Here is a 23,357-nt window from a genome sequence, read left to right on the forward strand (position 1 = left end):
ATACAACCATTTTTAGCTTCATTTTTTCTCTTTCACTTTTTTACTATGTTTTGTTACATTCAAGTAATTGAAGGAATTCAATTCAGATTAGAATATTTACCTCTTTATAAATTATTTCTAAAAATAATTATTCTAATTTAGTAGAAATTTTTATTTAGATTTGTTATAGTTAATACATAAGCGAAGAACAATTTAGGAGGTACAATGATATGACTAATATTAACGATAAACGCCAACTCTTTACAAAAGCAAATGGTGCACCCGTTGTGAACAACCACGATTCTATGACAGCAGGCAAACGTGGACCTGTCTTATTACAAGATGTTTGGTTAATTGAAAAACTTGCGAACTTCAACCGTGAAGTAATTCCAGAACGCCGTATGCACGCAAAAGGTTCAGGGGCACATGGTACATTTACAGTAACGCATGACATTACAAAATACACGAAAGCAAAAATGTTCTCACAAGTTGGGAAAAAAACCCCATTATTCATTCGCTTCTCTACAGTTGCTGGTGAACGTGGTGCAGCTGATGCAGAGCGCGATATCCGCGGTTTCGCAATCAAATTCTATACTGAAGAAGGAAACTGGGACTTAGTTGGTAATAACACACCTGTATTCTTTTTCCGCGATCCATTGCACTTCATCGATTTAAACCACGTAGTAAAACGCGATCCTCGTACAAATATGCACAATGCTAATAGCAATTGGGATTTCTGGACACTGCTTCCTGAATCATTACACCAAGTGACAATTACAATGTCCGACCGCGGAATCCCTGCAAGCTACCGCAACATGCATGGATTCGGTTCTCATACTTACAGCTTTATTAATGAAGATAACGAACGAGTTTGGGTTAAATTCCATTTCATAACACAACAAGGGATTAAAAACTTAACAGATCAAGAAGCAGCTGAATTAATCGGTAAAGACCGTGAATCTCATCAACGCGACCTTTACAATGCAATTGAAAATGGTGACTATCCAAAATGGAAAATGTACATCCAAGTAATGACTGAAGAACAAGCAAAAGAAATGCCTTACAATCCATTCGACTTAACAAAAGTATGGTACAAAAAAGATTTCCCTCTCATTCCAGTTGGTGAAATCGAATTAAATCGAAATCCAGATAACTACTTTGCAGATGTAGAACAAGCTGCATTCTCACCATCAAACATCGTACCTGGTATCGGTTATTCACCAGACCGCATGTTACAAGCTCGTATTTTTGCATACGCGGATGCACAACGTTACCGTTTAGGAGTAAACCATTATTTACTTCCTATTAACGCTCCAAAATGTCCATTCCGCACATTCCACCGCGATGGTGCAATGCGCTTTGATGGCAACTTAGGAAGCACGCTGAGCTACGAACCAAACAGCTACGGCGAATGGCAACATCATCCTGAATTGAAAGAGCCACCTTTAGCTCTTGAGGGAGATGCAGATATTTATGATTTCCGCGAAGATGACAATAACTATTTCGAACAACCTGGAAAACTGTTCCGCATCATGACTGCAGAAGAACAACAACGACTCTTTGAAAATACGGCTCGCGCTATGGAAGGAGTAGAAGAACATATTAAACGCCGCCATATTTTACACTGCTACTTAGCAGACCCTGCTTATGGTGAAGGCGTTGCAAAAGCACTTGGTTTATCATTAGATGGAATGGATTTAACAAATCCATATAAAGATTCTGTCAAAAAATAATTAATTATACTGTTCAAATAACCTATTTCAAATCGCTTACAAATGAATCTATCAATCTACTAATCATTGATAAAAAATCCTACCTTACCATCATCGGCAAGGTAGGATTTATTTTTGTCATCACTATCCTGAAATCCTGAAATTGATTTAACACTTTGGGGTAGTTAAGACCTTTTATTAAGCTTTCTTTTTATCCAAAAAAAATGTTGGATAGATATATCACGATTGTTACCGTAAAGCAACTTACAATCGTAGAGAATAAAACCGTTTGTGCGGCAGTATTGGATTCCACATCATATTCTAAAGCTAGACTTGAGCTGTTGCGGGATGTAGGAAATGCGCTTGCAATAAATAGAGATTTTGCAACGACCCCATCGATTCCAAGTAGATAAATGATTAGTAGTGCAATTGCTGGGCCTAGTATTAGTCGCGTAAAGCAGCTTGTAATAATCGTTTTGTTAATAATTGTGCGTATTTCAATCTGGGATAATTGAGCCCCTAACGTAATTAAAGCAACTGCAATAAATCCTTCCGCAACATGATCCAATGGAATGCGAAAAGTTTGGGGAATTTCAAAATCTGCGATATTTAAAATAATCCCAATGATTAATGCATGAACAATCGGCATTTTCAAAAAGCCCTTTAAAATTTCCAACCCTGATTTTGTCGCAGAAATTAAATTGTACAAGCCGTAAGTATACGTGGTCATATTTTGGAAAATAACGAGAATTACTTGAATGGCAACCCCAATCGGTTGAGTAGCAAAAACCATTTGTGCAACAGGTATACCATAGTTCCCAGAGTTGATGAGCACAACACTATTTTTGAAGACAGCCGATTCTAAACGATTAAGACCTAATAGTTTGGCTATGTAATGGCTAATCAGCATTTGACTTCCAATAAACAAAACAATAAATATTGCTACTTGTGCAAGTACCGACATGTCAATTGTCGTTTCATATATATTGACAAAGACTGCTGCTGGCATAAAACAGTATGTAACGAGCTGAGACAATGCTTTTAAGTTAAATTGAAATTTCTTCTGTAACAATGCACCTACTACAAGCAATACAAGAATCGGTGCAACAATTTGGAAAAAAATCATTGATAAGTAGTACATTTTGCGACCTCGCTTAGTTTAGATGGGTGGCTTCATTCAATATTACATTATACTAAATGTATCGTATTCTTCGAGTTGCTAGTCTTACTAAGAGATTGATTCTTCACCAATTGGTTTTCAGTGATACATGCAATATGATGGCTATTTCAACATGAATAGCAAACAAAACTAGCTAAAAGGTAAATCTTTTTTGCATTTTTTTTATTTCTAATCTTTGGTATATTCATCTTAAGTGATTTAGGAGGAGAGGCAGCATGCTCAAATTTGACGAACTGCTCTTTCAAAAGACGAAAGGTCAGATAGGTATACCTTTTGAAGAAGCGATTGAACAGCTTAGTAGTTATGAAATTGACGAAAAAATATTTGGCAACGTGATCCCTCTTAAACAGATTCTTTTCAATAAAACAGAAGCAACAAACGTTATTTATAGTACCGTTAAAAACAGCTGGGGAAAAATGGACTTATTTACACAAGAAATGTTTCGTTTATCGAATATAGAACTGCAAAACGTTGAAAAGAAACTCGACGCATTTTTCTCATCTCCAACTAGCAAAAAATTAATATTCGAGCATGCACTCATGAAAAATGTTTTTAACTTTTCACATTTTATTGAATTAGTTTTTGGGAAAAAGTCGAATTATTCAAAATCAATTACTAAATTGAATGAAATTCATTTATATAAAATAGGGAGAAAATATTTCATACATATACTATATAATCAGAAACCTGACTTTTGGCGTTATTTGTATGCCAAAAAAATTTATTCAATTTTCTTACAAACACCATTACATACGATTCAAAATCCCCTTGATTTAATGAATCAATTTAAGCAATTAATTCAATCTTTTCAAACGAAAAATCAAGTGGTCACAACAATGAATAAATTCATTCAAAAGATTGATTATAAAAATCCACGTTCCTATTTGTTAAAAGAGTTTCATTTATTAAATATCTCCCTTCATTTTATGGGAGGAAAACGGCACTATAAAAAAATCAATAAATTGATATCGGATGTAATTAGAACGTGGAAATCTGGAGAATGGGCACTGACCGAGAAAGAACAAACTTTACTATCGTATATTTTAGCAATTGATGGAGCAAAGCATTTTGATACGGAAAAAACCATTGCTCATGGAAAATATTTAATCATGAATGATCGTTTAATTAATCATTCCATCGAATTATTAATAGAATATGGAGAAATATTACCTAACTTAAAACCGGAGCCACAATCGTTAGTAAAACGATACGATAAAAATTACCTAGAACAAGTATTTTTTATTGTCATTGATGCTCTTGTAAAAAACGAACAATATTTCGATGTGCTACAATTGATGAAAGAGTATGAAATCGCTTCATGTACAAGCATCTATGATTTTTTAAATGCAAAAGTCTTCGATAAAGATTTATTGCTTAAAATTGAAGCAACTGTGCAACGGGATATTGCTTACATCGTTGATCATTCGCCTCAGCACGTATTACAATCTATCGAAAAATGGCTAAAACAATATAAAGAGATTGAAAGTCCTTTCTATCCTATTGCTAAAATGACATCCCAACATGTTTGCAATTTGTTGAAAGCTCTTTTCGCCACAGAACAATTTGAACTGTTTGAACAATTAATCAACATCTATATAAAATACTTAATACTACAAGAAGATTTTGAGGATTTGCGTAATTTCGTTTCCGGTTTTGTACAAAAATAAACGTCCCAAAAGTAATAGCCATTACCTTTGGGACGATTTTTATTGCAGCACGCCCTTTTGATGGAATGTTTCAATCTCCTCATCCGAATAACCAAGCGATTTTAAAATTTCTACTGTATGTTCACCGACTTTTGCACCAACAAATTTATAGGTTGGTTCGACACCGTCAAATTTTATTGCAGTTCCAATCTGCTTTTGTGTTGTACCGTCTTCTTTTGGAACATCGACAATCATATTTCGAGCTTGAATTTGCGGGTGATTGCAAGCCTCTTCAAAAGTTAAAACCGGTTCTACACAACCATGAAAATCTTCATTGAACACTTCCAACCACTCATCAAAAGTTTTCGTTAAGAAAGCATCTTTTACTGCCTCTTTAAATCTCTTTTGCGTATAAGTAGAGTCATTAAACGTGCTTTGAATTAATTCAGGAATATCTAATGCTTCACACAATAACTTGCGGAAGTGCGGCTCTAAGCTACCTACTGAAAAATAACGGCCATCCTTTGTTTCATAATAATCATAAAACGTTCCACCGTTTAATATTTCTTCTTCAGCCTTTGGTAACTCACCGCTTCCTAAAAAGGCTGTTCCATATAATGCATTCATTGTGAAGACAGCATCTGTCATGGATATATCAATATATTTTCCTTCTCCCGTTTTTTCACGATGTAGTGCACATGCAAGCACACCTATCGCTGCATGTAATGTTCCTCCAGCTATATCTGCAATTTGTATCCCCATAGAAACAGGTTTTTTCCCTTTGTGTCGTGAATAATCAAGTATACCTGCAATCGATAGATAATTATTATCATGACCTGGACGATTGCGATATGGTCCTGTTTGGCCATAACCCGTGACAGAACAATAAATCAGCTTTGGATTTACTTGTTTTAATGACTCATAATCTAAACCTAAACGTTCCATTACACCCGGCCGAAATCCTTCAATGACAATGTCATATTCTTGGATTAATTTTTTTACGATTTCCACTGCTTCTTGTGTTTTTAAATTTAGTTTGAGTGATTTTTTGGAGCGATTTAAATGCTGATGAATGTACGACTCTTTATTATCATCATATGGCGGCATAATGCGCATTAAATCCACTCTACGTGTGGACTCAACGTGAATGACGTCTGCCCCAAAATCTGCAAACATCATCGTCGTAAAAACCCCAGGAAGCATTGATGAAAAATCGAGAATTTTTAAATCTTTTAATATAGTCACTTTTCCCATCCCCTCTATGAACAAGCCAACTATTCATATAATTTTTGAAGAAACAAACTGCTATCATTACGAGCTTTATAACAGTTATATCTCAATAATTATAGTAATATTTTAAAATAATCTGAAAATTTTGTGAACCTCTTATTCAATATATGATAATTCATTCATAGATATTATTAAATCTATGAAAACGGAATGGAAATAGTAAAATCCATTAATAGTAATTATTAGATTCCTCTTGAATGATAGGGAATTTGATTCTATAAAAAAATGTATTTTTATAAAATATTTTCCTAGTATGCTAGTTTGTTCGTCAACATAACCATCTATATTAAGCGAACTCCTATTTATACATAAAAGACCCCGTCATCTCTATGAATGATAGGGTCTTTTTCTCTTATGATATACTATTCACCTTGTTGTACTAATCGTTCTTTACAGAAATCTAATAGGTACTGCTCTTCGTCTTCCTCTAATGCTAATTCAATATATTTTTCATCTTGCTTATCCATAATAAAATAATTGATAATAAATGGCCCTTCCCCATTATCGCCTACAAGAAGGCGGATTTGTGTTCCTGCACTAGAATATAGTTCGTCTTCTTCATCCACTTCTATGTCCAACAAAAATTCGTAGCGTCTTCCCTCAATTATACCAGTCGGATCAATTAATTCTTCCATTGTAAAATCAATGATATTCATATACATTTTCTCCTTTAAATTAGTCCTAAAAATTCTAATTACAATCATAATCAAAAATGAATAATGGTCAAATATCTTCTCATATTCATAAAACAATTTACAACAAAAAACCGCCTCAATTTGAGACGGTTATATTTTGAGCATAACAGCTTATTTCGTCTTTAACTCTACAACGACAATCTCAGGCAAATTAAAAATTCGATAAGGTACTCCACTATTGCCTAATCCTCTATTCACATTCATCGTCGTCCCATTTTCTTCATAAAATCCCGCAGTGTATACAGGGAAAAACCCTTGTCCAGGCGCTACTAAGCCTCCAACAAAAGGAATTCTAATTTGACCTCCATGGGCATGTCCTGTAAATATCAAGTCTAATTCATTTTTTACATAAATATCAAACTTTTCCGGACGATGGGCAAGTAGCATTGTAAACATATCTTTCGGAACAGTTGATAATGCAGTATGTAACATAGTTTGCGTATCAGTCCCATTGAGAGGATCTTCAATGCCCGCTATAGCAATTCTTTCTCCTCCCCGTTCAACCCATGTCGCAACGTTCGGTAAAATATGTACTCCTATTTCCTCAAGGGCATTATAAATTTCCGTTACTTGATTAATTGCTACTTCATGATTACCAATTACATAGTACACATCCGCGATTTTTACAAATTCACGGACAGCTAATAAACTCTGTTGTAAATTATAACGATTGCTGTCAATAAGATCTCCCGTAATAAAAATGACATCTGGATTTGTTTCCCGTACTTTTTCAACTAATTTTTCTTGATTTTCACCAAATAAAGCATCATGCAAGTCAGATACTTGAGTAATTCGAAAACCGTTAAATGAATCAGGAATTTCATCAGATTCATATATTTGTTCCGTTATGACAATCCAATGATTATTTACGTACAAAAATAAATATAAACCGACAATTAACAATATCAGTGTTAGTAACTTTTTCAAAACCATTCGCTCAATTCTATTCTTAGTTTTCCAAATGTCCATTCATTATATTATTTCTTTACAATTAGACAATCAAGTACGAACTTACTCTGATTGTTTAGTTGGTAAAGGTTCTTTCTCTCCAAATAATACTGGCTTTAATTCGTCTTCACCTGAACCCTCAGCTAGTGGCACACCAGAGCGATAGGCTGCTCGTATCACAAGATGTGTGGATACCGGTGAAGTGATAAATACAAATAGAATTCCTAACAACAATCGAACACTTATATATCCATCTTGAACCCAAATGTAAAAGAATGAACCCACTAAACACGATAGAACAGCTAGTGTAGCGCTTTTTGCTACAGCGTGAGCACGAGTATATACATCAGGAAAACGAAGCATTCCAAATGCGCTAATCACACTAATGATTGAGCCAATAAAAATAATGATAACACTGAACCACTCAATGATCTGACTTACGATCAATAATGACACCTCTCTCTATATATTTAGAAAAAGCAATTGTCCCAATAAATGCTAAAATCCCTAATATTAATATCGCTTCTAAAAAGGCTGTCGTTTTTAATAAGATTGAAAGTATGGCCATTGATGAAATCAAATTAACACCAATTGTATCAAGAGCAATTGCTCGGTCGGGCATTGTTGGGCCTTTAATAATTCGAATTAAATGCAGTGTAATAGCAACCATAAACAGGGCTAGAGAAATTAGCAATATCATATCGATCATTAACGGGACACCTCCAATATTACGGTCTCAAATCTTCCTAATGAACGAATTAAGTCTTCCTTCTGTCCAATATCCATCGCATGAATATACAATTCATCACCAGATTCTGATATCTCCATTACTACGGAACCAGGAGTTAATGTTAACAACAACGAAAGAGCCGTTACTTCCCAATCATTTTTCAATATTGTCTTGTACTTAAATATACCCGGTGTAATTTTTAAATTGGGGGTTAAAACTTGCTTCATTACAACAAAACCTGAAACAATAAGTTCTCTAAAGAAAATCACCACAAGTTTCATAATTTTCATTGCTCGAACTAAATAAAATTGTGTGCCAAAAAATCGATGCATTACATAAAGAATTCCTATCCCAACGATAAAACCGGTATTAAAAGTCGAAAGTGTCGGTGTAGGCTCGTCTTTGAACAATAGCCAAAGAAGCGCTATAAACAAATTTAAAATAAATTGGGCAAAAAACACCTTCCCACCCCCTAACTTTCACTTAAAATAGCATCAATATAGATAGATGGATTAACAAGGATATTTGTCGCATCTTGTACATAAACTAATAGCTGTTCTGCACCTAGACCAATTGCAATCATGCAAAGGGCTAAAGCAATAAAGGAAGCCATTGAAGCAATCGGAAGCGGTTTTTTATCTTCATTTGTTATAATCGTTTCTCCAAAGAACGAACTTAAGAAGATTTTTAATAATGAAAATAACACGACAAGACTTGATGCAAATCCAAGAAATAATAATACATAGGATCCAGCTTCAATCGACCCTTTACCAATCAACACTTTCCCTACAAACCCGCTAAGCGGTGGGATTCCTACTAAAGCTAACATCGTTAAAAAATAAATCCAGCCAAATAATGGATAATTTCGAATGAGTCCACTCATATGATCTATTAACTTTTCACCCGTTAAGTAAACCATCATCCCTACCAATAAAAACAATAACGCTTTTGCTACCATGTCATGTATTAAGTAATATACAGAACCTGCAATTGCTGATTCCGTGCCAACTGCTAAACCAATTAAAATGAAACCTACAGCAATTACAATATTGTAGGCTGCAATTGTTAATACATTTCGTGAAGCAAGCGCACCCATACATCCTAAAATAATAGTTGCTCCTGCAAAAATTCCGATAATTGTATGAGTCACTTCTGGTTGATGCGGAAACATTAATGTAAAAGTTCGAATCAATGCATACACGCCAACTTTTGTTAGCAGCGCTGCAAATAATGCTTGTACAGCAGTAGGCGGCACAACATAAGAACCTGGCAACCAGAAAAATAGCACTAAACCAGCCTTTAAACTGAAAACAATAAACAATACAAGCGCCACAGTTGTTAGCATTGGATCTTGGCCGGCTTCAGCAACTCGCTCGGCTATATGCGCCATATTCAGCGTTTTCACTGTACTGTATAAATAAGCGAGAGCAATTAGGAAAATAGAAGATCCAATAACGTTTATTAATACATATTTTAATGACTCTCGAAGTTGTACCTTTTCCCCTCCCAATGCCACCAGCACGTACGACGCCATTAACATGACTTCAAAACAAACGAATAGATTAAAGATATCCCCTGTTAAGAAGGATCCATTTACTCCGCCAACTAACAATAAAACAAACGAATAGATGAACATATTTTCATGCCGTTCGCCTATCGTTGAAAAAGCGTAAAGTAAACAGAACACCGTGACAATGCTTGAGGTTAATACCATTAACACTGAAAAAGTATCGGCGACAAACAAAATTCCAAAAGGTGGTTTCCAGCCACTAAAGTCCAATTTTATAATTCCTTCTCTTTGTACAAGCTCTAACAAAAAGAATGATATGATACTAACTGCAATCATCGTGGTAATCGTAATCATTCTTTGTACTACTATATAATTTCTCAAAAATACCAAAATAACTGCAGTAAATATTGGAATAATCAGTGGCAATACTATGATGTTATTCATCTGACATTCCTCTCAATTCGTTAAAATCATCTGAGCCATTCGTTTTATATGTTCGATAAGCTAAAACAAGTAAAAATGCAGTCGTAGCAAAGCTAATAACAATGGCAGTTAAAATCAACGCTTGAGGCAATGCATCAGTAAATGGACCATCTCCATGTCCAAGCAGTGGCACGTTGCCTGTTTTTAATCCCCCTGACGTCATAATGAGCAAATTAACTGCATGGGATAGCACCGCAGTGCCGATAATGATACGAATCATATTTCGAGAGAGGATTAAATAGGTTGCCACAGAAACGAGAATTCCAATAAGTATAATCATTACTTGCTCCATTCACTACTCATCCTCACTTATACTTAAAATCATCGTAACTAGCGTACCAATTACGGTTAATGCAACCCCCGCCTCAAACAACGTTACGGTTGTTAAGTGTTTATCACCTATAAACGGAAATTGAAAATGCCCGTCTGTTTGAGATAAAAAAGGCACGTCTAAATAAATTGCTCCAAGACCTGTTCCCGTTGCAATCAACACACCAAGAGCAGCTACTTTCTTAAAATCAAAGGGCATTTTTTTTTGGATAGTGTCGATATCGTACGTTACATAGAGCAAAATAATCCCGGAAGCGAGAACAAGCCCCCCTATAAACCCTCCTCCCGGTGCATTATGACCCGAGAAAAAAAGATATACACCAAGAGTGAGGATGATGAAAATTACTACTTTTACAACCGTCCGCAATATCACATCATTAATTCTCATTCGTTCCCCCTCCTTTTGCTTTTAGCTTGATGAGGGTGTATACGCCTAAACCTGCGATAAATAATACAACCACTTCGAGCATCGTATCGAATGCACGGAAGTCTCCTAAAATTGTGTTTACAATATTTTTCCCACCAGCTAACTCATACGAATCGTTAAAGAAATAAGAAATGGTGATAAATTTTTCATAATTGAGAGCAGCAAAACCTACTAAAGTTACCGTTGCCCCTACAGCTAACGATATGAAAATATTTCTCATTTTTATCCATTTCGGTTGAATCTCTTTTCTTATTTCTGGCAAATGTCTAAAACAAATTAAATAGAGTACCGTTGAAACGGATTCAACGACAAGCTGTGTTAAGGCTAAATCAGGAGCTCGGAAAACAATAAAGAAAAAGGCAACTGAATATCCTAATACACTACTAAGAAATACGGTTGTTATACGAGATTTCGCAAACAATATACCAACGGACGAGGCAATCATAATCAACACTAAAATGATTTCAAATACTTCTAATGACTCCCTATCGACAGGGCTCCAAGAAAATATATCAGTTTGGAGGAAATATCCACCGACAATCATTAAAAACGCTAGAAAAATGTAGACAAAATAATCTGTCAAATTACCTGTCATGTATCGACCGGTAACGCGATTCGAAAAAGATTCACTAAATGAAATGCCATTATTAAATAGTGAATTTAATGATAAATTTTGAGGAAGTGCTCGATAAATTGGCTTCCAACGTTTCAATAATCTGTAAAGTAAAATTCCGACAACGATTACAAAAATCGTCATCCATAGTTCAGGACTAAATATTCCATGCCAAGCATGTATATGCGGCGTTAATTCTTGCGTTGTTGGAAAAGTAGGATAAATACTTGCCATCGCAGGTCTTAAAATATAATGGCCTAGTAGATTTGGGAAAAAGAAAATTCCAACCACAAAAACGATGAGCGTATAAGGAGATATTAACATTCCAATCGGTGCTTCATGAGGATGTTTTGCTAATAGATGCAGCTGAACTTTACCAAAGAATGTTTTACCCACAATGATTAAACAGTAAACAAAAGTAAAGACGCTCGCAATCCATGCAACAATTGGAATTAGAAATCCTATACTATCTAAAGAAAAAATATTTAATTCTTGTATATGAAGGGTTGCAGCAAAGAACATTTCCTTACTTAAAAATCCGTTAAACGGAGGAAGCCCTGCCATTGAAAAACTACCGATAAGTGCGATTGTGAAGGTTAACGGCATAAACGACATAAGTCCACCGAGCCTACGAATGTCGCGCGTCCCTAATTCGTGGTCGATAATTCCGACCATCATAAACAGTGCACCTTTAAAAGTGGAATGGTTTATTAAATGGAAGATGGCTGCAAATGCCGCTTGTGTATAAATAATCGTTTCCGAAGAATTACCTAAGTAGACTGCCACAGAACCCATACCTAATAAACTCATGATAAGCCCGAGCTGACTTACTGTCGAAAAGGCGAGCAACGCTTTTAAGTCCACCTGTTTTACAGCATTGAAGGAACCCCAAAACAACGTAAACAACCCAACGCCTGTTACTAACCAGAACCATAACGCCTCACCACCAAAAACAGGTGTGAGTCTTGCCACTAAATAAATTCCTGCTTTTACCATTGTCGCAGAATGCAAATAAGCACTCACAGGTGTTGGAGCTTCCATCGCATCCGGCAACCAAATATAAAATGGAAATTGTGCAGACTTTGTAAATGCACCTAATAAAATCAATACAAGTGCTGGTACAAACAATGCGTGTTCTTGTATCGCTTCCACATTTCCAATAATCTCACGGATGCTTAATGTTTTTGACATCTCATAGAGCATCAAAAAACCTGCTAGCATAGAAATACCGCCGGCAACCGTAATGATCATTGATTTTCTTGCTCCAGCTCGTGAAGCTTTTCGGTGATGCCAATATGCAATTAGTAAAAACGATGAAACACTTGTTAGCTCCCAAAATCCATATAAAACCATTAAATTATCAGAAAGAACAACCCCTAACATTGCCCCCATAAACAGTAACAGGTAACAATAAAAATGGTATAGCTGTTCGCTTCTGGATAAATAAAAAATCGAGTACAAAATAACTAAACTTCCTACTCCGGTAATGAGTAAACTAAAAATTAAGCTGAGTCCATCTAAATAAGTAGTGAAATGAATACCTAACGAGGGGATCCACTCATGAGTGAAAGCAACAACTTCACCGTCAGATATACGAGGGATGTATGTAGTTAAAAAAAGGAATAATATAAAAGAGACACTCAATACGAGCCATCCTATATATTTTTTGCTAATAAACCTGTATAATACAGGAGTCAATGCAGCAAAAATAAACGGAGTAAGGATGATGGCAACATCAACTGTCACAAGTTCTCTCCTCCCATTACTATATTTACTTGACGAAAACAAATCTACGTAGCATAATAATGTGTCAATAACAATATATACTATTGAATTAAAATGCTAATAACTTAGAAAAATTTAATCCTAGCTACAATTTTAAGTATATAATAAAGCAATTTGTATTTCATTGATTTTGACTGAAAAATAAAGAAGTCTGTTATGATATTAATTTAAGAGGTGCTAATATAAAATGATGAATGGTGTCAAAAAGCAAGCGGATGAAAGTATTTTAGTTTGCGTTTATTATGGATTAAACGGTGAGCGACTCATTCGTAGAGGTCATAAGCTTGCTAGTTTGCTTAATTGTCCATTATATATATTAACGGTTGATTCAAAACCTCTAGACAATTTTGATGCTGAAAAATCCGGTTATATTGAACGTTGGACCGAGTTAGCAAATGAACTAGGGGTTGAAGAATTTATCATTCGGGACAACGAAAAAAGACCGATTCAAAAAGTAATAGCTGAAGTAGCTAGAGAATATAATATTTCCCAAATTATTGTTGGTCAAAGCGCTCAAAGTCGATGGGAAGAGATCACAAAAGGTTCCTTTCTCAATGTATTATTAAAAGAAATTCCTTTTGCAGACTTCCATATCGTTGCAGTAAGCCGACCTACTGAAGATGAGGGCATCGACATGTATGAAAAAGGTGTCCGCGCTTTCATCGTGTCGGAGGGTGAACAATATAAAATTGTATTTACTTGCCCAAAATCCCGCTTTATAGAAGGAATCTTCTTTAAAGAAATTGGCACAGACTTTGATAATGGGATTTTCCGTTTTTCTTACAACAATAAAATGCATGAGTTGAAAATTGAAGAAGACTTCGTATTAAATCCTGAAAAAATTCCAGATGAATATAAACATTACTTAGTGTAAATTTCTCCATTAAAACAGAAGCGTAATAGCGCTTCTGTTATTTTTTTGCATAATCTTGCTTATTCAGCTCATTCTAAATTGAGAAATGAAAGGAGTGGATTCACAATGGAAAATTTTTGGGAAGTTAATTTTTGGCAAATTGTTATCCGAAGTATTGTTGCCTTTAATGTCATCTTAGTGTTAGCAAGAATTATTGGAAAAAAACAATTAAGTCAACTAACTTTCTTCCATTACATCACTGGTATTACTATCGGATCAATTGCTGGTGAAATTACAACGCAAATTGACACTCCTTTTTTTGACGGTATCGTTGCCCTATTATGCTGGACTGCTCTTACTCTCATTATGAGTTTTATTGCAATGAAATCAACTAAAATTCGTGTTCTTGTTGATGATCGTCCTACAATTTTAATTCAAAATGGCGTCATCAATCAAAATGGTTTAAAAAGAGCAAGACTTCACACCGATGAATTAGCAATGTTATTACGTGAAGAAGGCGTTTTTTCATTTGATGAGGTCCATTATGCAGTGTTTGAAACCAATGGTGAATTGAGTGTATTAAAAAAACCTGCTAGAAGTCCCGCTACGAAACAAGACGTCAAAGCGGATTGTTCAATTCCCCCTTACTTCCCAACCGAAGTCATTTCCGATGGGAAGATTGTGAAGAAAAATCTCTCCGAATTAAACTTAACTGAAGAATGGCTGCTAAATAAGCTAAAAAAGAAGAACATCAAAAATATAAAAGATGTTTTTTTCGCACAAGTTTTAGAAAACGGTTCTTTATATGTTTCACTTTATAATGATAAGAAAGGTTTGTCCAAAAAAGCCAATTAAGGACAAACCTTTTATTCATATTGTCTAGATTGGAGATATGTATAATTATGGCACTTTCATCAAATCAAGGGGGGTAATGATACCTATTAACTTCTGATGAGGTTTACCATGTTCCGTAATGAGCAAAGCGTCATATCGCTTACCCCTTTCAACACCTTCTTTAAAAAGCTCCTTGGCATGATATACAGTTAAATACCGACTAATAAACTTATAGTTTACCCGCTTTTTTTCGTAATGCAATATATCTTTCATAGTTGGCATTTCGTAAACTAAGATTTTATGATTTGCTACATCCGCTAACCAGTTGGTAATACCTACTGTAGTAACGAGACCTTGGAATTCCTTCCCTTCATATATCGGGAATTGAGTATATTTTCGTTGTTGAACGATGTCTAATGCTTCTTTTAATGAATCTGTCGTCTGAAAAGTAACTACTTTTTTTCGAAAAACTTGTCCTACTATACTTGGTCGATCTAATAGTTGATCTATGTACTCGATGCGTTCAACAACTTGTATATGAGGCTCAGCAATGACAAACTCCTCAGATACTCGATGATGCACAATTACATTTCGCAAATCTGCAAAAGTACGTAAATCATCTTCATATTTTTTTACTAACGGACTTTTCTTTTTTGCCAATTCAATTAGGCGATAAAAGGGCAAGTGCTCTCTTGCCTTTACGATTTTTCTCAAAGTGAATGTAATTCGATTAAACGCTAACAGGAAACGATCGGAATTTTTCAATTTTGATACACCACTTCCCTAGTAGATTACTAGTTTCTATTATATTCTAAAATTTTAATCAATTAGAAATCTGTTATTATACTAGCACCCTTATTTTCCGAAAATATCAAAATTTGCTATACTTTTAATTATGATAAAGCAAGCTTTCAACAATCATTAAAGAATGCTTCATAAATGAAATTTGTATCGATTATGAAGGAATTCTAGACGACAAAAAAATTGTTAAGTAGGTTAAGACATCATGAAAATGAATTTTATTTACCCTTTACTTATCATTATTGGAGCTAGTAGTTACGGAATACTTTCAACCATTATTAAAGTAGCAATGGGTTATGGATTTACACCCGATGAAGCTGTCACAAGCCAATATCTGATTGGATTTTGTTTAGCGTTGTTATTATTTGTCTTTACTAAAAGAAAAGTTCCTAAGCTTAAAAAAGAGGAATTCATTACCTTAATATTTGCTGGAATTTTTACAGGTACAACCGGCATTGTTTACGGTAAGTCTTTAAATTACTTACCGGCATCTCTCGCCGTTGTATTGCTCTTCCAATTCACATGGATTGGCATCCTGATAGACTGTATCTTGCGAAAAAGATGGCCGAACCGCCCGGAAATCATTTCCCTAGTCATTCTTTTTATCGGAACGCTGCTTGCCGCTGGAGTGTTTGATGCCGATTTATCAAACATTCACTGGCTAGGTTGGTTTTTTGGTTTTTGTTCAGCTATTAGCTTTGCGATTTTCTTACAAATCAATTCAAAAACAATACAAGGTATTACAACAACCGAAAGAACACTATTTACATCCTTTTTCGCCCTTATCTTGATTAGCATCTTCTTGTCACCAGAAATAGTATGGAACGGTATATTAATAAGAGAGGGGCTTTGGAAATTTGGCTTAATACTCGGTTTCTTTGGAACGATTTTGCCGATTTTCCTACTTGCAACTGCTGTGCCAAAAGTCGGCGGAGGTCTTGCTTCCATCTTAAGCGCCATGGAATTACCAGTTGCTGTCATCGCTTCTGTCATTGTATTGCATGAACCTATTACTCAGTTACAAATTATCGGCATTATTCTTATTTTAACGGGAATCGCGCTGCCAACCGTCATCTCTCAAAGGCAGTCAATGAAATATATTGAAGAGAAGTCAGAAGCCAGTTAATTATTTAGAAGCCAATACCTCTCTTCAAATTACCTTTTTAGCAATAATACTGGGGGCGATTATTGTGATGTTCCATGAGTATAAAAGCCGCATCCATGAATACGAAGGCACTCAATTTCCTTCAAATAGTTATCGAAAAATCGTGCTTCAACCTGCCTATGAAGAAGCAAAAAAACATTTCCTAAAATCAATGGTGCAAATACATATTGCCCATTTAAAAATGCTGGAAGAACAACAACTTGTATCAAAAGATGATGTAAAAAAAATCGGTTTTGCCATTAGTCAACTCGACTTGGAATATTATGAAAAGCAAGATTACAAACCTCAATTTGAAGATTTGTTTTTCCGAATTGAAAATAAACTGATGGAGATTGCTGGAGATGTAGCGGGAAATTTGCATATTGGAAGAAGTCGAAACGATATGGGGATTGCCATTTATCGTATGACAATACGAGAAAAACTTCTTGCCCTTATGGAAGAATTAGTAACTTTGCGAACTTCACTCATCGCCTTTGCATTAGAACACGTAGATACCATCATGATCGGCTATACTCATACACAACAAGCCCAACCAACAACTTTCGCTCACTACTTAAAGGCTGTTATTGACCAACTTACAAGAGATTTTAAACGCATGCAACATGCTTATGCAACGGTAAATCGAAGCAGCATGGGAGCCGCCGCATTAACGACAACAGGTTTCAACATTAATCGCCAACGAATGCAAGAACTGCTCGCTTTTGATGATTTAGTGGAAAATGCATGGGATGCTGTGGCCGGAGCTGATTATATTGCTGAAACAGCTAGTGTTGTGCAACTTGCCGCATTAAATCTTGGACGTACCGCACAAGACTTCTTACAATGGGCAACACAAGAATTTAATGCAATCAGTCTTGCCAGTCCATATGTTCAAGTCAGCTCCATTATGCCACAAAAGCGAAATCCCGTTTCAATAGAACACACCCGTTCACTACTCTCATCGGTTGTAGGGGATGCTTCCACAGTCTTACAAATGATTCATAACACTCCATTCGGGGATATTGTTGATACGGAAGATGATATGCAGCCTTACATTTGGCGTGCAATGGAGAAGCTGCGTGGAATCTATAAACTATTTGGCAGTTTAGTAGTGACAATGGATGTCAACAAAGAAAAATTATTAGAGCGAGCTGAAAGAAGTTTTGCCAACGTTACCCAACTAGCTGATACCCTCGTCATTACTGAAAACATTTCCTTCCGACAATCACATGCAATCGTTTCAAACTGTGTTCGTGCTTTGCTAAAAAATAATAAAGATTCCATTGAAGATTTAACATGGGAGCTAGTCAACGAAAAATGCATTGAACTGACTGATAAGCCATTAAACATTTCTAAAGAAGAATTCTATCAATCTTTAAAACCTACACATTTCGTCAATATTCGAAAATTACCAGGTGGCCCTGCTCCCATGACAATGAGAAAATCGCTCTTAAAAGCAAAAAGGGAAACCCCTTTACTGAATAGATGGATTCAGATTAAAAAGGATGCAATTTTACAAAGTGAAAAACGTTTACAACAATATTTAGATGAATGGAGCAAACAGGAAACATGAATCAGTATATTTTAGCCATTGATGGTGGAGCGACAAAAACCACTTTGTCATTGAGAGATGCTAGTGGAAAGGTATATTTCGAAAAAACATCAACAAGTACAAATTACCAAGCCATTGGCGCAGAAAAGGTAGAAAAAGTATTAACTAATCTATTAAATGAGGCTTATAAAGCTACAGGCATACTGGACATTGCAGTTGCTACCTTTGCCATTGCAGGTGTTGATACACAAAACGGGCTTGCAATAGTTCAACAAATTATCCATCGAAGTTGTGGAAACTCACCCTTCTCTATTCGTCGTACAATTGTTGAAAATGATGTACAGTCCACATTAATAGGATTAACTGGCGGAAAAGCAGGTGCCCTCCTCATTTCAGGTACTGGTTCTGCTGCTTATGCTACAGATGGTCAAGGAAGGATTGAACGCTCTGGTGGATGGGGACATCGGGTTGGAGATGAAGGAAGCGGTTATTGGATTGGAAGAGAGATTTTAAATACGATTTTTCGCTCTGAAGATGGCCGTCTTGAGAAACCTACCGTCCTCACTGACCTAGTTTACGACATGTTACAAATAGACAATATTGAACAACTTAATGATTGGATCTATCAACCAGATTATACAAATGCTCAAGTCGCTAACATTTCGAAAATCCTAACGAAAGCTATTTCCCTTGGAGACGAGCAAGCCATTCAAATCGCTTGCAACGCGGCGAAAGAATTATCGATCATGACAAACGCGGTATTACGGAAAATTGAACCGATTGGTGAAGATTTTATCGTTTACTTAAACGGTGGCATATTGAAACATAATCCGATCATCTTAAATGTCTTTAAAGATTATGTGAAAAAAATATATCCATATATTTCTTTCCATTTATGCACTCAAAATCCGATAGACTATATTGCCAACAGGGCACTTAGTTCATTAAAATAATAGTGGTTTTTCAATTTCGATCAAGTCGGTCGGTACGTTATGACTGGGGCTAACTGGAAGCCCCTTTTTTGTTTCGGTAAATCATCAAAAATTTCGTATCTCCATTTTTTTCAACCCTTCGTCCGTTGCGAATATTAAATAACCATCTTCAACCAATAAGTCACTAACCTTTTCCCGATAGATAATGGATTCATCTGAACCATCAGTGCGTATTCTTGCAAGGTATGCACCCTTTGAATAGTTGCTGAAAAAAATCCATTCACCTAACCCCACGATATATTGTGCTCTACTCTTTGTTAATCGTTTATTTTCCCCGGTCGATAAATTTAATCGATATAAACGATGATCATCCGCAATATTGCTGTAGTAAATATAACCATCCTTTTCATAAGCATGGTCAATTTTCGACATCACAGTGTATTTTTTACTTATCGCCTTAGGATAATCCGCTTCATTCCAACGATGATCAAGTTTCATTGTCGCATCATCAAGGAGAAAATATTGATATCTCACTGCATTACCACGATCAGGTACTGGATCATTCCATGTAGTATCAAGATGATACCATTCCCCATCTACTTTCACTAAGTTCCATGCATGAGGACCTGTATGCACTTCTCCAACTACATATAACGTTTCAATCCCTAAATCTCTTAGCATTTTTAATGCAAGAAGCGCGTATCCTTGGCAAACTCCTTTATTTTCTTTTAACACTGCACATGCACTATGAGGACTTAACGATGTGTCCGTACTATAAACTGTATTTTTTACTATATAATCATTAACAAATTTGACCTTTTCAAAGTCCGACATGGAGTTTACATCGACGCTTGCTAAAATGGCTGCTATTCGTTCATCCACATATTGCTCATGCACAGCATTTGTTAAATATTGTTGCTGCACTTTAATTTTCGCTTTATATTTTCCATATTCATATTCAATTTTTCGATCACTCAAATGCCCTAAAATATAATGATCTCGATTAGAAGCTTCTTCTACTGCTTGTTGAATGATATGTTCAATATCGCTTGTGCTTCCAACATAATGTATTTCAAAGTTTGTTTCCCAATGACTAAAATGATAAAAAAATGCATCTGCTAACTCTTCAACAGATTGCACTTTTTCCGGTAAGTGAACGGTAGCTTGTAAAGCGGATATGGTTGAAGCTGTTTCGTAAATTGTTTCCTTCGCCGTTTTTCCTATCTCTGAAATATTTATGTTCTCCATGGTTGTTATAGCAGAATTGATATCAAGCCAGTTAACTATTTCATCCCAAATTTGTTTGGACAAATCATATGCTGGTTTAATCATGACAAGGAGAATAACAAGAATTATCAATCGCTTTAACAATTACCTTCACCACCTAACACAATAAATTTCTAAGTTCCTTCTCTTTCCTACAAGTATTGCCATTTATAAAAAAAGAAGTACTACCAAAAATGAAAAAGTTGGTAGCCCCTTTGGTAGTACTATAAAAATGTACGATTTTTCGAACAAAAAGTTTCATTCCTGATTTTTTTTATGATACTTTGTGAAGTTTGCAATAATTTGCTGTATGATTTTTTGAGAATTAGTGATCTCATCATAGTGAATAATCGAATTCTTCCTTATTTTAACTCGTCCAATAGGAATTTCGTAAATTGGGATTTTTCTTTTGATTGCTTCCACCAGCATATTAATATCATAATCATAAGAATCCCCGTGTACCTTCAATAACCACGATAATTCTTTTGTCGGAATGGAACGCAATCCTGTTTGAGTATCTAATATTCGCCGATGGAATAATAATTTAAACAATAGTGAGGCTGCTCGGTGACCAATCGCGTTGGATAAAGGCAAGTCTTTTGAACGAAAGTTACGAACACCTAATATAATACCATTAGAAAATACTCTTAAATTTTGTAATATGAGCTTTACATCATCTAATGTATGTTGGCCATGAGCACCTACCGTTAATACGAAATTTGTCTTAGGAAAATATTTTAACACGTAACCAAACCCGGTTTTTAATGCTCTCCCTTTCCCTTTATTATCCTCATGCTTTAATACAATACAATGATCAATCATCGATAGTTCTTGAAAAATATATTGATATTTTGGATCGCTGCCGTCATTCACAATGATCACTTTGTAAATATTTAATTCTAATAAAGCCTTTGTATAGTTAATAAGTGTTGGTAGTGGGTTTAGTGCTGGTATAATAACAATTGGTCGTTCCACAGCTTATTCTCCTTAAAAAGTTTATTAGAACCTATTAATCTATAGTATACTACTTTTATTTATATTTAAGAGATTGATATTAAAATGGCTGTAACATTTCTTTATATGATAAATATGGCCGCCTCAAAAGAGACGGCTTTTTCTATGAATCCTTTTGCATTGTATTGCATCAGTATATGAAAACTAATTTCGTACTGCTTGTTCTATTTCTTCTTTGAATGCTTTAATTGCTTTTTCAATATTGGCCGTATGACCGAGCTCTTGAAGCACTTCACCGATTGCTTGGATTGCCTTTTCTAACATTTCAGGAGTTGTATTCCCCATATGACCGATGCGGAATGCCTTCCCTGCTAAATGAGCTAATGCACCAGCAACGATAACTCCACGAGAAGCTAAACCACTACGAAATGCGACATCATCTACTCCCTCAGGATATAAAATGCAACTCAATGTCGGAGCAGCAACTTCTTCATTTGCTAACGGTCTCATACCGTAGGAACGCATCGCCGCTCGAACCCCTCGTCCATAGGCAATATGGCGGTTTTCTCTCTTTTTCATCCCCTCATTTAAAACGATTTTTAACGACTCATTATAGGCATAAATCAAGTTAACAGGAGGAGTCGCAAAATATTTTGAAGGGTCTCTCATAATTGGTAACCAATTTTTTATGTCGCAATAGTAAGCTTGAACTTGTCCTAAATGCTCCCGAGCCGCTAGAGCGGTTTTATTAAACGCAACAATAGCAAGCCCTGGTGGCATACCAATAGCTTTTTGTGAACCAGTAAGGACGACATCCAGTTTATAGTCTGGATGGCCATAAGTTTTACTCATATTTTCATCGATTGCAGCACTAGCCACAACACCATCAACAATGACAAGGGCACCTGTTTTTTTGATAATTGGCACCAATGTCTCTAAATCTGAAACAACACCTGTAGATGTATCTGCATGTGTAATCGTCACGGCTTTATATTGTTTACGTTTCAACGTTTCTTCCACTATTGATGGATCAATTTGTTTTCCCCATTCTGATTGTAAAACATCTACATGTATATCGTATGCCTGCGCTAATGGAATAAAACGGTCGCCAAAATATCCGTGACTTAAAACAAGTAGATTTTCCCCTTTTCCAACCGTGTTGACGATAGCCATTTCCATTGCTAAAGTTCCAGTACCAGCAATGACAAATACTTCTCCATCCGTTTGAAACAGCTCTTTTGTTTGCTGTAACGCATTTTTATAAACTTCTACAAAGCGTGGATCTGTATGCCCCCTTGTTTCTAACGCTAAAGCATCGTAAATTTCATCCACTACCGGAGTTGGTCCAGGAATCAATAGTAGATCTCTATTTCTCATTTTCTTTCCCCCTTTGAAAACTTATTAAACAAACGAATTCTTTGAACAATAACTTTTTTCTTCTCGTTTATCAATATTAAAAAAAGACCTTACTCGCTCTGCTCTCGAGACAAGTAAGGCATAACCATCCCCAATTTACTTAATATTTAATCCCTTAACATAAACCCCTTTAGCAATAAATCGATCAATATAGGAGGCAACCTATATTAATTTAACGATCCCCTTTGTAAGTAAGCGATTTAATAGGTTCAAATAACTTGTTCATTATGTCAAAAATTGAACAAACTTAAAACACAAGTAAGCTACATCAAAACGA

The 23,357-nt window shown here is 35.5% G+C and carries 22 protein-coding genes; 7 read left to right on the plus strand and 15 right to left on the minus strand.

The annotated features are described in order from the left end of the window. The first annotated feature begins 209 nt into the window (after positions 1-209). Positions 210-1,712: a catalase gene (locus HF990_RS09405; RefSeq protein WP_016837596.1), complete on the plus strand. Its 1,503-nt coding sequence runs from the start codon at positions 210-212 to the stop codon at positions 1,710-1,712. Between the two features lie 190 nt (positions 1,713-1,902). On the opposite strand, the gene HF990_RS09410 is transcribed toward HF990_RS09405, so the two are convergent. Beyond that, on the minus strand, positions 1,903-2,832 hold the full coding sequence (locus tag HF990_RS09410; RefSeq protein WP_016837595.1) for an AEC family transporter: 930 nt from the start codon (positions 2,830-2,832) through the stop codon (positions 1,903-1,905). A gap of 254 nt (positions 2,833-3,086) precedes the next feature. Here HF990_RS09410 and HF990_RS09415 point away from each other — a divergent pair, with 254 nt between their 5' ends. After that, a complete protein-coding gene (locus tag HF990_RS09415) occupies positions 3,087-4,538 on the plus strand; it encodes a hypothetical protein (protein ID WP_016837594.1) in 1,452 nt (483 codons plus the stop codon). A gap of 39 nt (positions 4,539-4,577) precedes the next feature. Here the strand turns inward: HF990_RS09415 and HF990_RS09420 are convergent, their stop codons facing one another. The 10 genes from HF990_RS09420 to HF990_RS09465 form a co-directional block, all read right to left on the minus strand. Further along, positions 4,578-5,762 carry a CaiB/BaiF CoA transferase family protein gene (locus HF990_RS09420; protein ID WP_168412480.1) on the minus strand — a complete coding sequence of 395 codons (1,185 nt, stop codon included), beginning with the start codon at positions 5,760-5,762 and terminating at the stop codon, positions 4,578-4,580. Positions 5,763-6,169: 407 nt separating this feature from the next. Continuing rightward, positions 6,170-6,463: a DUF6509 family protein gene (locus tag HF990_RS09425; protein WP_168412481.1), complete on the minus strand. Its 294-nt coding sequence runs from the start codon at positions 6,461-6,463 to the stop codon at positions 6,170-6,172. Between the two features lie 150 nt (positions 6,464-6,613). Further along, positions 6,614-7,429: a metallophosphoesterase gene (locus tag HF990_RS09430; RefSeq protein ID WP_168412482.1), complete on the minus strand. Its 816-nt coding sequence runs from the start codon at positions 7,427-7,429 to the stop codon at positions 6,614-6,616. A gap of 84 nt (positions 7,430-7,513) precedes the next feature. Continuing rightward, a complete protein-coding gene (locus HF990_RS09435; RefSeq protein WP_016837590.1) occupies positions 7,514-7,897 on the minus strand; it encodes a Na+/H+ antiporter subunit G in 384 nt (127 codons plus the stop codon). After that, positions 7,875-8,159 (minus strand): Na(+)/H(+) antiporter subunit F1, encoded by a 285-nt coding sequence (locus HF990_RS09440; RefSeq protein WP_016837589.1) that lies wholly within the window; start codon positions 8,157-8,159, stop codon positions 7,875-7,877. Before HF990_RS09440 ends, HF990_RS09435 begins: the two co-directional genes overlap by 23 nt. Then, on the minus strand, positions 8,159-8,641 hold the full coding sequence (locus tag HF990_RS09445) for a Na+/H+ antiporter subunit E (protein ID WP_016837588.1): 483 nt from the start codon (positions 8,639-8,641) through the stop codon (positions 8,159-8,161). Before HF990_RS09445 ends, HF990_RS09440 begins: the two co-directional genes overlap by 1 nt. Before the next feature lie 11 nt (positions 8,642-8,652). Next, a complete protein-coding gene (locus tag HF990_RS09450) occupies positions 8,653-10,134 on the minus strand; it encodes a Na+/H+ antiporter subunit D (RefSeq protein WP_016837587.1) in 1,482 nt (493 codons plus the stop codon). Continuing rightward, positions 10,127-10,465, minus strand: a complete 339-nt coding sequence (locus HF990_RS09455; RefSeq protein ID WP_016837586.1) for a Na(+)/H(+) antiporter subunit C — start codon at positions 10,463-10,465, stop codon at positions 10,127-10,129. The genes HF990_RS09450 and HF990_RS09455 overlap by 8 nt, the downstream gene beginning before the upstream one ends. Positions 10,466-10,468: 3 nt before the next feature. Next, positions 10,469-10,891, minus strand: a complete 423-nt coding sequence (locus HF990_RS09460; protein ID WP_016837585.1) for a Na(+)/H(+) antiporter subunit B — start codon at positions 10,889-10,891, stop codon at positions 10,469-10,471. Further along, the gene (locus tag HF990_RS09465; RefSeq protein WP_168412483.1) at positions 10,881-13,289 is read right to left on the minus strand and encodes a Na+/H+ antiporter subunit A; all 2,409 of its coding nucleotides are present in this window, start codon (positions 13,287-13,289) and stop codon (positions 10,881-10,883) included. Before HF990_RS09465 ends, HF990_RS09460 begins: the two co-directional genes overlap by 11 nt. 229 nt (positions 13,290-13,518) lie before the next feature. Between HF990_RS09465 and HF990_RS09470 the strand changes: the two genes are divergently transcribed. Next, positions 13,519-14,202 carry an adenine nucleotide alpha hydrolase family protein gene (locus tag HF990_RS09470; protein ID WP_026019010.1) on the plus strand — a complete coding sequence of 228 codons (684 nt, stop codon included), beginning with the start codon at positions 13,519-13,521 and terminating at the stop codon, positions 14,200-14,202. A 105-nt stretch (positions 14,203-14,307) separates the two neighbouring features. Beyond that, positions 14,308-15,036 carry a DUF421 domain-containing protein gene (locus HF990_RS09475; protein WP_016837581.1) on the plus strand — a complete coding sequence of 243 codons (729 nt, stop codon included), beginning with the start codon at positions 14,308-14,310 and terminating at the stop codon, positions 15,034-15,036. 45 nt (positions 15,037-15,081) lie between these two features. On the opposite strand, the gene HF990_RS09480 is transcribed toward HF990_RS09475, so the two are convergent. Further along, the gene (locus tag HF990_RS09480) at positions 15,082-15,780 is read right to left on the minus strand and encodes a CBS domain-containing protein (protein WP_096549905.1); all 699 of its coding nucleotides are present in this window, start codon (positions 15,778-15,780) and stop codon (positions 15,082-15,084) included. Positions 15,781-16,021: 241 nt separating this feature from the next. On the opposite strand from HF990_RS09480, the gene HF990_RS09485 reads away from it, so the two are divergent. The 3 genes from HF990_RS09485 (at position 16,022) to HF990_RS09495 (ending at position 19,465) form a co-directional block, all read left to right on the plus strand. After that, positions 16,022-16,942 carry an EamA family transporter gene (locus HF990_RS09485; protein ID WP_016837579.1) on the plus strand — a complete coding sequence of 307 codons (921 nt, stop codon included), beginning with the start codon at positions 16,022-16,024 and terminating at the stop codon, positions 16,940-16,942. A 67-nt stretch (positions 16,943-17,009) separates the two neighbouring features. Beyond that, positions 17,010-18,533, plus strand: coding sequence for an argininosuccinate lyase (gene argH, locus HF990_RS09490; protein WP_026019009.1), 1,524 nt, complete (start codon positions 17,010-17,012; stop codon positions 18,531-18,533). Then, positions 18,530-19,465 (plus strand): N-acetylglucosamine kinase, encoded by a 936-nt coding sequence (locus HF990_RS09495; protein ID WP_016837577.1) that lies wholly within the window; start codon positions 18,530-18,532, stop codon positions 19,463-19,465. Before argH ends, HF990_RS09495 begins: the two co-directional genes overlap by 4 nt. A gap of 84 nt (positions 19,466-19,549) precedes the next feature. On the opposite strand, the gene HF990_RS09500 is transcribed toward HF990_RS09495, so the two are convergent. From HF990_RS09500 to HF990_RS09510, 3 genes are all read right to left on the minus strand, one after another. Then, positions 19,550-20,815 (minus strand): transglutaminase domain-containing protein, encoded by a 1,266-nt coding sequence (locus HF990_RS09500; protein ID WP_016837576.1) that lies wholly within the window; start codon positions 20,813-20,815, stop codon positions 19,550-19,552. Between the two features lie 153 nt (positions 20,816-20,968). Then, a complete protein-coding gene (locus HF990_RS09505) occupies positions 20,969-21,685 on the minus strand; it encodes a glycosyltransferase family 2 protein (protein ID WP_016837575.1) in 717 nt (238 codons plus the stop codon). A 183-nt stretch (positions 21,686-21,868) separates the two neighbouring features. Beyond that, positions 21,869-23,041, minus strand: coding sequence for a pyridoxal-phosphate-dependent aminotransferase family protein (locus HF990_RS09510; protein ID WP_096549907.1), 1,173 nt, complete (start codon positions 23,039-23,041; stop codon positions 21,869-21,871). Between the last annotated feature and the right edge of the window lie 316 nt (positions 23,042-23,357).

The sequence above is a fragment of the Ureibacillus thermosphaericus genome (assembly GCF_012396605.1).
GTDB lineage: Bacteria > Bacillota > Bacilli > Bacillales_A > Planococcaceae > Ureibacillus > Ureibacillus thermosphaericus.

Excerpts from the sequence above, each read along its gene's own strand:
- HF990_RS09405 (WP_016837596.1), top strand. The coding sequence starts at position 210 with ATGACTAATATTAACGATAAACGCCAACTCTTTACAAAAGCAAATGGT.
- HF990_RS09410 (WP_016837595.1), bottom strand. The coding sequence starts at position 2,832 with ATGTACTACTTATCAATGATTTTTTTCCAAATTGTTGCACCGATTCTT.
- HF990_RS09415 (WP_016837594.1), top strand. The coding sequence starts at position 3,087 with ATGCTCAAATTTGACGAACTGCTCTTTCAAAAGACGAAAGGTCAGATA.
- HF990_RS09425 (WP_168412481.1), bottom strand. The coding sequence starts at position 6,463 with ATGAATATCATTGATTTTACAATGGAAGAATTAATTGATCCGACTGGT.
- HF990_RS09440 (WP_016837589.1), bottom strand. The coding sequence starts at position 8,159 with ATGATCGATATGATATTGCTAATTTCTCTAGCCCTGTTTATGGTTGCT.
- HF990_RS09450 (WP_016837587.1), bottom strand. The coding sequence starts at position 10,134 with ATGAATAACATCATAGTATTGCCACTGATTATTCCAATATTTACTGCA.
- HF990_RS09455 (WP_016837586.1), bottom strand. The coding sequence starts at position 10,465 with ATGGAGCAAGTAATGATTATACTTATTGGAATTCTCGTTTCTGTGGCA.
- HF990_RS09460 (WP_016837585.1), bottom strand. The coding sequence starts at position 10,891 with ATGAGAATTAATGATGTGATATTGCGGACGGTTGTAAAAGTAGTAATT.
- HF990_RS09470 (WP_026019010.1), top strand. The coding sequence starts at position 13,519 with ATGAATGGTGTCAAAAAGCAAGCGGATGAAAGTATTTTAGTTTGCGTT.
- HF990_RS09475 (WP_016837581.1), top strand. The coding sequence starts at position 14,308 with ATGGAAAATTTTTGGGAAGTTAATTTTTGGCAAATTGTTATCCGAAGT.
- HF990_RS09485 (WP_016837579.1), top strand. The coding sequence starts at position 16,022 with ATGAAAATGAATTTTATTTACCCTTTACTTATCATTATTGGAGCTAGT.
- argH (WP_026019009.1), top strand. The coding sequence starts at position 17,010 with ATGTTCCATGAGTATAAAAGCCGCATCCATGAATACGAAGGCACTCAA.
- HF990_RS09495 (WP_016837577.1), top strand. The coding sequence starts at position 18,530 with ATGAATCAGTATATTTTAGCCATTGATGGTGGAGCGACAAAAACCACT.
- HF990_RS09510 (WP_096549907.1), bottom strand. The coding sequence starts at position 23,041 with ATGAGAAATAGAGATCTACTATTGATTCCTGGACCAACTCCGGTAGTG.